This is a genomic window from Bacillus stercoris (genome assembly GCF_029772985.1).
GTDB classification, from domain to species: Bacteria; Bacillota; Bacilli; order Bacillales; family Bacillaceae; genus Bacillus; species Bacillus stercoris.
Genome location: NZ_CP121861.1, coordinates 1,098,820 through 1,109,093, shown reverse-complemented (window position 1 = coordinate 1,109,093; position 10,274 = coordinate 1,098,820). Strand labels below are relative to the sequence as shown.

Genomic DNA, 10,274 nt, shown 5'->3' with positions numbered 1-10,274 from the left:
CCCTCCTTTTATAAATAATCCGCGTTTGGCAGCACTTGCTGGCTGCGGGTTGTGAGCAATTTCTCCCATTCTTCGATCGTTGGGCGTTCAGCCAATTCCACGAAAGTCACCTCTGCCCCTTCACGGCGCCATTGTTCCACCAATGTCATGATCCTTACCGAATCTAGACCACGATCGAGCAAATCCTCTTGATCTGTAATGTCTTCCGGTGTTTCTAGCAGAAGCTCAGCAATTTGTTTACGGATATTCTCACATGTAAATACTTCTTTTTTGCCGGTGTTTGCTGACGTTTTTTGAACGTCTGACGGCGCATTCTGCAGCTGATCAAGAAGACTATCAGTCATCACGGTAAATGCACAGCGTCCAGCCGCATAGTCCAGCGCCATTTGATGTTTTTCTAATGAAAAATCAGCAACTGCATCTCCCACGAAAAAGGCTTTCACATCCTCCATAAATGCTTCACATGCTGTAACGAGACACCCAATATGGGCGTAAATTCCGGTAATGATCAGCTGATCGCGTCCCTCTTTGCGCATAATGTCGAGCAGGTTCGTTCTCTTAAACGCGCTGTATCTCCATTTTGTCAGCACAAGATCATCATTCTCCGGTGCCAGCTCGGGTATAATTTTCTCCTCATAAGGACCGCTGTTTAATCCCGGGCCCCAAAAATCTGTCAGCAGCGCCCGGTCAGCCGGATTTTGGCTTCCCGGCTGCGCGGTATAGACAACAGGAATCCCAAGCTGAACACATTGATCCTTCAGCTTTCGTATATTCGCTGAAAGCTCTGTTACCGGGGACGCTCCTGCTGTGAAAGCATCGACAAAATAGTTTTGCATATCGTGTATTAGCAAGACAGCCCGATTTGGATCGGGCACCCATGATACTTTGTTTTGCGGCATATCAGACGCTGTCGGCATTTGATACGGCTGAATGGCAGGTATAGCCATTGGAACACTTCCTCTCAAATTGTTGTTTTATTTTTTTGCCCCTGCAAGAAGCTTCTCAGCAATGGCTTCACGAAGGGCCTTTTTGCTTACCTTTCCTACCCCTGTCTGCGGGAAGGATTCGACAAATTCTATACGGTCGGGAATTTTATATGCCGCCAGTCCGCGCTCTCTCAAAAAGGCTTTGAGCTCTGCGGATTTCGGGGCTTCATCCCGGGGAGTAATGAACACACACGATCTTTCGCCAAGAAATTGATCAGGCATGGAGACCATTGCCGCATCATGGACAGCCGGGTGCGCCAGCAAATGATTTTCTACCTCTTCAGCCGCAACCTTTTCTCCTCCACGGTTAATTTGGTCCTTCGCACGGCCTTCAACGACAATATAGCCGTCTGGTGTCAGCCTGACGATATCACCCGTACGGTAAAAACCGTCCTCAGTAAATGAAGCAGCATTATGCTCTTCCGCCTTATAGTAACCTCGAATTGTATACGGTCCCCGCGTTAGCAAGTGGCCTGCTTCACCAGGTTTTACATCGCGATCCTGATCATCCCAAACACGCACTTCATCATATGGGGACATCGGTTTTCCTTGGGTGTTGACAATGATCTCCTCAGGGTCATCCAATCTCGTATAATTGACAAGCCCCTCTGCCATTCCGAACACCTGCTGCAGCGTGCAGCAGAAAACAGCTTTTACCCTTCGCGCGGCTTCAGCATTGAACTTGGCACCGCCGACCTGCAGCACTTGAAGGCTGGATAAATCGTCACGGCGTGAGGATGCCGCATCCATCCATACCATCGCAAGAGGCGGAACAAGAGCGGTTATCGTGACCTTTTCGCGTTCAATCAAAGGAAATGCGTCATCTGGACTTGGAGAAGGAGATAAAACCACTCTTCCTCCAGCGTATAATACGCCGAGAACCCCCGGTGAGCTCAGCGGATAATTGTGCGCCATCGGCAGAGCTGCCAAGTACACCGTGCTGTCGTCGAGCCAGCAGACCTCGACACTTCGCTTCAGACTGTAAATGTAGTCGTCGTGAGTCCTCGGAATCAGTTTCGATAGCCCGGTGCTCCCGCCAGAAAGCTGGAGGAACGCCACATCTGAAGATTTGACTTCAGGCAGTTTTACAGGTTCTGTATGCAAATCGTTCAGCGGCAAAAATTCCTCTGCCTCACCCGCGACAATGACGTGTTTCAACGTCGGCAGCTTGCTTTGAACCTGTCTGGCAAGTGAACGGTAGTCAAAACCAGAATAAGAATCGGGAATGATATATGCAGCCGCTTCAGCAAACTCGCAAAAGTATGTAATTTCACTGCTTCGATGTGAAGGCAGTGCAAAGACTGGGAGCGCCCCCAGGCGGAAGAGCGCGAAAATGACTTCAAAAAACTCTTTGATATTTGGCAGCTGCACCACGACACGATCCTTCTGTTGAATGCCAAGCTTCTGAAATCCGGCAGCCAGACGATCAACCCTTGTGTCAAGCTCTTGATAGCTCCAATGGGTGTTCCCGCATGTAATCGCAATGCGATCGCCATATTTGGCTGCCCGGTCTCTTAACAAATCTCCAAACGTCTCGCCGGCCCAGCAGCCATTCTTTCGATAGGTCTCAGCTAACTCATCAGGCCAAGGAGTAAATCCATTCAGCATATTGTATCCCTCCAGCAATTCATTCTGATCATAAGTGATTCACACCCATTGCCCGCAGCATTGTCCGAAACTTTGCGGATGTCTCCTGAAGCTCGTCCTCTGGCTTTGATCCGGCAACAACACCAGCTCCCGCATACAGGCGGAGTGAGCGATCTTCTGCCTCTGCACAACGGATCGTCACGATCCATTCTCCGTCACCCGCATCGTCGCACCAGCCGACCATGCCGAGAAGAAACCGCGGTCGAACGGCTCAATGCTGAGAATCGCTTCTCTTGCAAGATCAGTCGGTGTTCCGCAGACCGCCGGCGTCGGGTGAAGCGCCGCCGCCAATTCAAGTGCGGTTACAGATGGATCGGAAAGCTCTCCCTTAATCACGCTGGACAGGTGCCACATTGTTTCTGTTTTGATCAGTGAAGGCTTCTCCGGAACATCCAGCGTCCGGCAGAAAGGCCTTAGCGCTGCCGCAACTGCGTCAGCCACAACCGCGTGCTCATGAAGATCTTTTGCGGAAGCAAGCAATTCAACTGCCCGGCGCTGGTCTTCAACAGGATCATCACTGCGCGGCCTTGAACCGGCTAATGGATTGGAAACGACCTGAGTTCCCATCCTTGAAACGAGAAGCTCCGGACTTGCACCGAGCAATGTTCGGCGGGGAGATGTTTCCGTCTGACTGGACACGTCCGCGGCAAATGTGTAGCCATGCGTGTTATGCTGAGCCAGATGGCGAAGCAGCTCATCCGTCTGAATCGGTTCAGGCGATGTCAGCTGCAGCGACCTGGACAGAACGATTTTGCTGAGTGTTCCATCGGCAATGCGAGCCAGCCCTTGTTCCACACCATTTTTATAATCCTCCGGTGCCGGAACAGGCTCTATGTGATATGTATGCTCACATTGCTGCTCCTTCTCCGCATAGTCAAATTGAAGCGGTTCTGACCAGCGAACTTCCTCAGGAACAACGAGCCGCGCTGCTTTTACTTGATCAAAAGGAACGGCCCCGACAACAAGCGGACGGCTTTGGCCCGATCGCTTTGCCTGACGCAGCGTCTCTGCAATACGGACGGAAAGGGTTTCCATTTGATTTTGTCCGTCTGCCCCCGGTACGATTTCACATATGCCTTTCGCTAACAGTACGCGATGAGGAGAAGCTAAGAAAAAGGCACCCGGCTGATACTCACGAAGCAAATGCTCCGCTTTTGTTTCTGGTATTACGTTTTGTTTCAACATTCTCATGAACCTCCTTTAAATTCAGTTACACGCCTAACGTTGCGCCGCCATCTACGCATAAATTATGCATCGTAATATGCCCTGCCTGGCCAGAAACCAAAAAGAGCACCGCATCCGCAATATCCGAAGGCTGGGCTAATTTTTTGAGCGGGATCCCTGTTTTAAATGTCTCAAGTGATCCTTTTATGACTTGCTCCGCTCCATTCTCATCGGCCCATAATGACCACTGCATGTCTGTTTCCGTTGATCCGGGAGACACGATGTTGCAGCGAATATTGTATTCTGCAAGCTCAAGGCCAAGACATTTCGTAAACATCACAGCCGCAGCCTTTGAAGATGCATATGCCGCCATAGATGTTCTTGGCACACCCGCAGCATTTGATCCGACCGTTACGATCGAACCAGATCTCCGGTCCATCATATATTTGCTGACTGAACGCGAGGCGTTAAATACGCCAGTCGAATTCACTGAGAACGTCGCTTCCCATTCCTCATCACTAAGCGAATGGATGAGACCCGGGCGAAGGACACCCGCTACATTCACCAAAATATTAATCGGCCCCATCTCGCGTTCGATGCGCGCCGTGATCTCGTCAATCGCCGCGCTGTCTCTCACATCCGCAGGAAAAGCTTCCGCATGGTGCCCTTCCGCTTTGAGGCTGTTCACAACCTTTTCCAGCTTTTCAGGATTATAATCAACTGCCGCAATATGTGCGCCTTGACCGGCAAGCGTCCGCGCAACAGCTTCACCTATCCCTTGGGCTGCCCCTGTTATAAAAGCAATTTTGCCCTTTATATCCGTTGCATTCATATCATCAATTCCTTTCTTCACTCTAGATGCCGAACAGAATCCAGAGAAAAAGACTGCCGCACTTTGAAAAGCGCCATTTATTGATAATGATTATCATTATCAATTATAAAAATAATCATATCCAAATGTCATGTGACAGTCAAATATAATTTCAGTGACAACTATTTTTTAGAAGCAAGGCTGAGTATGTCTCAGCCCATTGAAAGATGCGGTCCTTCAGGATGAAGCGCAAAACGCAGCGCCCGGCTGATCAAAACAGGAAGAACCGAAATATGCCCTTCTCCTGAAAACTCGCAAAATTCTGCCCGTATGCCTTGTTCAGATAAAACGGCCAGCCGCTCGTAAAGCTCCCTCGCATTATCATTCATCCGGCTTTTATGATGCTGCTCCAATTCCCCTGCGGCAAGCAGGATATTGATAGGCTGATTGTTTTTCTTAGTGAGGGAGGCGAAATGATCCGCTCTCTCGAGAATAAACGGTTTATTCCAATGAATGGACGGACTTCCCGCAATATAAGTTTGAAACGCCTCCGGCTTAGTGAACAGCACCTGCAGCACGAAAAGCCCGCCAAGCGAGTGGCCAAAGATTGTTTGTCTATTTTTGTCAATCTGGTAATCTCGTTCTATCTCCGGTTTCAGATCCTCCTCAATAAACCTGATAAAGCTCTCTGCTCCGCCATGCTCCGGCCATTCTTTGCCGTCGGGCCGTTCCGGCAGCTTCGATTGGGCTGTCGGCATTGTAAAATCCCGGTGACGCACTGAGGAAAACGGCTCCGCTGTCTCATAGCCAATGCCGACGATCACTGCAGGAATTACCCCTGTTTTTTCAGGTCGGCGCCCCTGTATTCGAACGGCTTCCGTCATCGTTCCAAAGACAGAATTGGCATCCAGCAGATAAATCACAGGATAGCCAGCGGGTGGCGGCGGCGTATTCGGTTTCGAGATAAAAATATGATAGGTACGGTTTTCAATGCGAGAAGACATCATACGCACTTCCGTACCAGGAATCGTATATGCGTTTGGTGTTCCGCCTTTCGTCCGGTCTGTTGTTTGCTCTTTCATGCAGTACGACATTCCTCTCCTTAAACTAAACGCAATGTATGATAATGATTTTCACTATCAACTAGACAACTCAAATAATAGGTTTTCTTCCAAAGAAAGTCAACTTTTTCCCGAATAAAAAAGGCACCTGTATCAAATAAGGTACCTGCAGACTACCAATATGGAAATAAAAACCTGATAAAGATGCGGATGGTCCTGTTTGAAATAGAACCTTAATCCCATGTAAATCGTTGATTTTGCCAAGGATCCCCTCTCATGTGATAGCCATTCCGTTCCCAAAAGCCCGGATGGTTTTCTTTCGTAAATTGGATGCCGCGCAGCCATTTGGCGCTTTTCCAAAAATACAGATGCGGAAATACACCCCGCAGCGGGAAGCCGTGTTCAGGCGTTAATGGCTCGCCATTATGCGCATAAGCCAGAAGGGAAGTTTCCGCTAAGAAATCATCAAGCGGCAGATTGGTCGTCCAGCCTTCTTCCGCATGTAAAATAACGTAGCCAGCTTCTTCTTTCACACCCGCTTTTTCCGCTATATCACGAGCACGCACGCCTTGCCACACATTATCAAGCCTCGACCAGCCCGTGACACAATGAATGTCATTTTTCGATTCGTACTTCGGAAAGGCTTTGACATCTTCAAAGCTCAGCAGCATCGGTTGGTCAACCAAACCGTATACTTGAAGATTCCATCTCGTCATATCTTCGTAATATGGGACACTTCCCGTATGAAGCACAGGAAATGAAGTGGTGACATTTTGATTTGGGGGCACTCTTCCAGATTGATCGGACTGTTTTGTTTTTCCAAAATACATATGGAACCCTCTCTTTTGTTAACCTTGTTTTAATTTATGTTGACAATATTTCCGTTCTTTATTACTCTATGATTGTGTATGTAAACCTAAGGGGGACAACTATGAAACAACGTAAACTTCGCGCGGCCGATATGGCGCTGATCGGCATGTTCGCCGCACTTATGGCTGTCGGAGCCAACCTTACCTCAGTAGCACCCTTTTTACAAGTTGCCGGCATTCCGCTTTCGATGCAGCCGTTTTTCTGTCTCTTGGCAGCCTTGCTTCTCGGCAGCAAACGAGCAGCGATTGCCATGATTGTATATGCACTTGTCGGATTGGCCGGAGCGCCTGTGTTTGCTCAATTTTCTGCAGGCTTCGCACCGTTTGCAGGGAAAAGCGGCGGGTTTATTATCTCATACATCCCGGCAGCATTTGCAGCGGGATGGTTTTTAGAACGAAAAATTCAGCCAAGCAAAATTCGATTTCTCATTGCTTCACTTATCGGAACGGCAATCATGTATATCATCGGCACTACCTATATGTATCTTGCACTGAAGCTGTGGATTCATACGCCGGTAAGCTACGGCACAGCTTGGGGCTTTATGACTTGGTTTATGGTAAAAGACACGGCGCTGGCTGTCATACTGGCGTTTATCGCACCAGGGATATACCGGTCTATTCATAAAGCAACCGGCTTTAACAGAAATCACATATCGTCCACGTAAAAACCGTTCTATGGGAACGGTTTTTTTATGATAACGAGAAAAGGCTCCCCAGTAAAGGGGAGCCTTTTTCCTTATAAAACAAGCGCTGCAATCCATCCAAAGATAATAAGCGGGATATTATAAAATACAAAAGTCGGCACACAAGTGTCCCAAATGTGGTGATGCTGGCCGTCCGCACTTAAACCTGAAGTCGGTCCAAGCGTGCTGTCGCTGGCAGGTGAACCGGCATCGCCAAGCGCAGCAGCTGCCCCGATAATCGCAACCGTTGCCATCGGGCTGAATCCAAGCTGCAGGCAAAGAGGCACAAAGATCGTTGTGATAACAGGAATCGTCGCAAAAGAAGATCCGATTCCCATTGTAATGAACAAGCCGACAATGAGCATCAGCAATGCACCCACTAACTGACTGTGCCCCATGATGCCAGCTGCTGTTTTAACCAGTGACTCGACATCTCCGGTTTTCGTTAATACGTTTGAAAACCCGGCTGCAACAAGCATGACAAAGCCGATAAAGGCCATTAAGACCATTCCGTCAGTAATCAGTGAGTCCGCTTCATCACGCTTCATCACACCGCTGACAAACAGAATAACCAGGCCTGCCAGCGCCCCCATAATCATCCCTTCTACTCCCAAAGTCTGAGATAAGTAAAGCTGGACGCCGAGTGACACAACGATGGCAAGCACCGCGATAGCCAGGCTTTTTTTCGTATATGGAGAAGAGCTCGCACCAGAAATTTCTTTTGTTTCATATGTTTTCGGTTTACGGAATACGATGATTGATAAAATCAGACCTACAACCATACCAGCAACCGGAATCATTAACGCATAAGGAATATCACCGAGAGATACGTTTAATCCGGCATCTGCCATATTATCCTTGAGCATTCCCTGGAAGATTTGGCCGAAACCAACCGGCAGCACAATATAAGGCGCTGTTAAACCAAAAGTGATCACACACGCAATCAGACGGCGGTCCATTTCAAGTTCATTAAAGATTTTCAAAAGCGGCGGAATCAGCACCGGGATAAACGCGATGTGAACTGGAACGACGTTTTGGGAAAAACAAGATACAATTAAAATAATCAGCACAATCAGCACCTTAGACAGTGCTTTTTTGCGAGAATCTTCTTTATTTCCGATTAATTTAACGGAGGCTTCCACCATTGCGTCCGGAAGACCCGTTTTCGTCAAAGCGGCGGCAAACGCGCCAAGCATGGCGTAGCTGACTGCAACGGTGGCATTTCCGCCGAGACCGTCTGTGAAAGCTTTAACCGTTTCGCCAAGACCGAGTCCGCCTGTTAACCCGCCGGCTAAGGCGCCTATAATTAATGCGATAACAATATTGACACGCAGCAGGCTTAATACAAGCATAAGCAGGACTGCGATGACGACTGCATTCATGATACCCCTCCAAAAATCCTTTAGTTTGCTAATGTAGTAGATAAATAAAGTACGAACGTATCGTATCATAACCGATCCACTTTAGTCAACTAAAGATTTTGGAAGAAAAAATCCCCGCCGCAAGATGCAGCAGGGATTCAACATTATTCGCTTTTCTCTTCTTCCAATGCAAATCGCTCCGCAAGTGTAGCCAATGTTCTTGCCATAACACCGGTTGCACCGGACGGTCCAAAGCAGGTCGCTTTATTGGCAGTCGCTGTGCCCGCAATATCAAGATGAACCCAAGGTGTTGACTCAGCAAATTCTCCAAGAAACGTTCCTGCCATAATCGCATGTCCTTCACGCCCCGGCGAGTTGCTGAGATCCGCCATTTGGCTGCTTTTTACGCGCTTTTTATCCTTCTCTGTTATCGGCAGCTGCCAGATCGCCTCGCCGCACTCTTGTGCGGCATCAGCTACCTGCTGGTAAAAGCTTTGATCATTTGTCATTGCGCCGGTTGTTTCTGTTCCTAATGCCACAACGACGCCGCCGGTAAGCGTAGCCACATCAACAAGAACTGATGCGCCATGCTGTTTCGCGTATGTAATGCCATCTGCAAGCACGAGCCTTCCTTCAGCATCTGTATTGAGGATTTCAATTGTTTTTCCGCTTAAAGATACGATCACGTCATCAGGCTTCATCGCCCCGCCAGAGATCATATTATCGGTTGACGGAATAACGGCCAGCACGTTTTGCTCGGGACGAAGCTCTCCGATCGTTTCCATAGCGCCGAGAACCGCAGCAGCTCCCCCCATATCTGATTTCATGCCGACAATTCCAGATTTCGTTTTAATGGAGTAGCCGCCTGTGTCAAATGTAATCCCTTTCCCGACAAGTCCGACGACATCTTCCCATTCCTTTTTGCCCTGATATTTCAGCACAATCATTTTCGGCGGTTCGGCAGAGCCTTGGTTTACCGCAAGTATTCCGCCCATACCGAGCTCTTCCATCTCTGATTTCTCCAATATCTCACACTCAAAATCATATTTTGCCGCAAGCTCTTCTGCATATGAAGCGAGGTCAGTCGCGGTCAGCATGTTTCCTGGCATATTCACAAGCGTTCTAGCCGAATTTGTCCCTTGTCCGTATGCCTGGCCGACGCGAAGCCCCGCCTGCACTTCCTGTGTATCTTCATCTGTGACAGCATATACGGTTTCAATTTGTTTGTCAGGCTCATTTGATTTGTGCTTATAATCCTGCACCTCATAGGAAGCAAGCAGGCAGCTCTCAGCTAATGCATGAGCGGCATCGGCTGGAGGCACATCTTCCGAAATAAACGTATCAAGCAGGACAGCTGCTTCTTGTTTTCGGTCTTTATGAATAGCCTGAAAAACATGAGCAAAACGCTCCTTCGCCTGTTCAAACGTAAAATTTGCTTTTCTTCCCAGACCAATGAAATAAATTCGTTTCATACCCGCAGAAGCTGGGGGGAATACTTTTGATACTTGATTCGGTTTCGCAGAGACATCACCATCTTTTAAAAGCTGTGTCAGATGGCCTTCGAGCATTTCATCAATTTCCAACGCTTTTCCTGTCAGCTGGCTTTTTTGAAAAAGCCCGACCACAAGGGTTTCTGTATGCTCTAATTGCTGAACCGCATAAAACATGAGGCTTACACTCCTAACGTAATGG

At 48.4% G+C, this 10,274-nt stretch carries 8 protein-coding genes and 1 pseudogene; 1 reads left to right on the top strand and 8 read right to left on the bottom strand.

The annotated features are described in order from the left end of the window. Nucleotides 1–8: 8 nt before the first annotated feature. From QA442_RS05760 to QA442_RS05735, 6 genes and pseudogenes are all read right to left on the bottom strand, one after another. The gene (locus QA442_RS05760; protein ID WP_095431818.1) at nt 9–947 is read right to left on the bottom strand and encodes an isochorismatase; all 939 of its coding nucleotides are present in this window, start codon (nt 945–947) and stop codon (nt 9–11) included. Nucleotides 948–974: 27 nt separating this feature from the next. After that, nucleotides 975–2,594: a (2,3-dihydroxybenzoyl)adenylate synthase gene (locus QA442_RS05755; RefSeq protein ID WP_095431819.1), complete on the bottom strand. Its 1,620-nt coding sequence runs from the start codon at nt 2,592–2,594 to the stop codon at nt 975–977. A gap of 28 nt (nt 2,595–2,622) precedes the next feature. Continuing rightward, nucleotides 2,623–3,818 (bottom strand): annotated as a pseudogene (dhbC, locus tag QA442_RS05750) (isochorismate synthase DhbC). Between the two features lie 25 nt (nt 3,819–3,843). Then, on the bottom strand, nt 3,844–4,629 hold the full coding sequence (locus tag QA442_RS05745; protein ID WP_040081956.1) for a 2,3-dihydro-2,3-dihydroxybenzoate dehydrogenase: 786 nt from the start codon (nt 4,627–4,629) through the stop codon (nt 3,844–3,846). A gap of 191 nt (nt 4,630–4,820) precedes the next feature. Continuing rightward, the gene (gene besA / locus QA442_RS05740) at nt 4,821–5,690 is read right to left on the bottom strand and encodes a ferri-bacillibactin esterase BesA (RefSeq protein ID WP_095431821.1); all 870 of its coding nucleotides are present in this window, start codon (nt 5,688–5,690) and stop codon (nt 4,821–4,823) included. 212 nt (nt 5,691–5,902) lie between these two features. Beyond that, on the bottom strand, nt 5,903–6,499 hold the full coding sequence (locus QA442_RS05735; RefSeq protein ID WP_014665221.1) for a sulfite oxidase-like oxidoreductase: 597 nt from the start codon (nt 6,497–6,499) through the stop codon (nt 5,903–5,905). Nucleotides 6,500–6,600: 101 nt separating this feature from the next. Here QA442_RS05735 and QA442_RS05730 point away from each other — a divergent pair, with 101 nt between their 5' ends. Then, nucleotides 6,601–7,203, top strand: a complete 603-nt coding sequence (locus QA442_RS05730; RefSeq protein ID WP_040081953.1) for a biotin transporter BioY — start codon at nt 6,601–6,603, stop codon at nt 7,201–7,203. Nucleotides 7,204–7,274: 71 nt separating this feature from the next. Here QA442_RS05730 and QA442_RS05725 read toward each other — a convergent pair whose 3' ends face one another. Both QA442_RS05725 and QA442_RS05720 read right to left on the bottom strand, forming a co-directional pair. Then, on the bottom strand, nt 7,275–8,603 hold the full coding sequence (locus QA442_RS05725) for a Na+/H+ antiporter family protein (protein ID WP_014665222.1): 1,329 nt from the start codon (nt 8,601–8,603) through the stop codon (nt 7,275–7,277). Between the two features lie 143 nt (nt 8,604–8,746). Continuing rightward, complete coding sequence (locus QA442_RS05720; protein ID WP_095431822.1) at nt 8,747–10,249, bottom strand: leucyl aminopeptidase; 1,503 nt, start codon at nt 10,247–10,249, stop codon at nt 8,747–8,749. Nucleotides 10,250–10,274 lie beyond the last annotated feature (25 nt).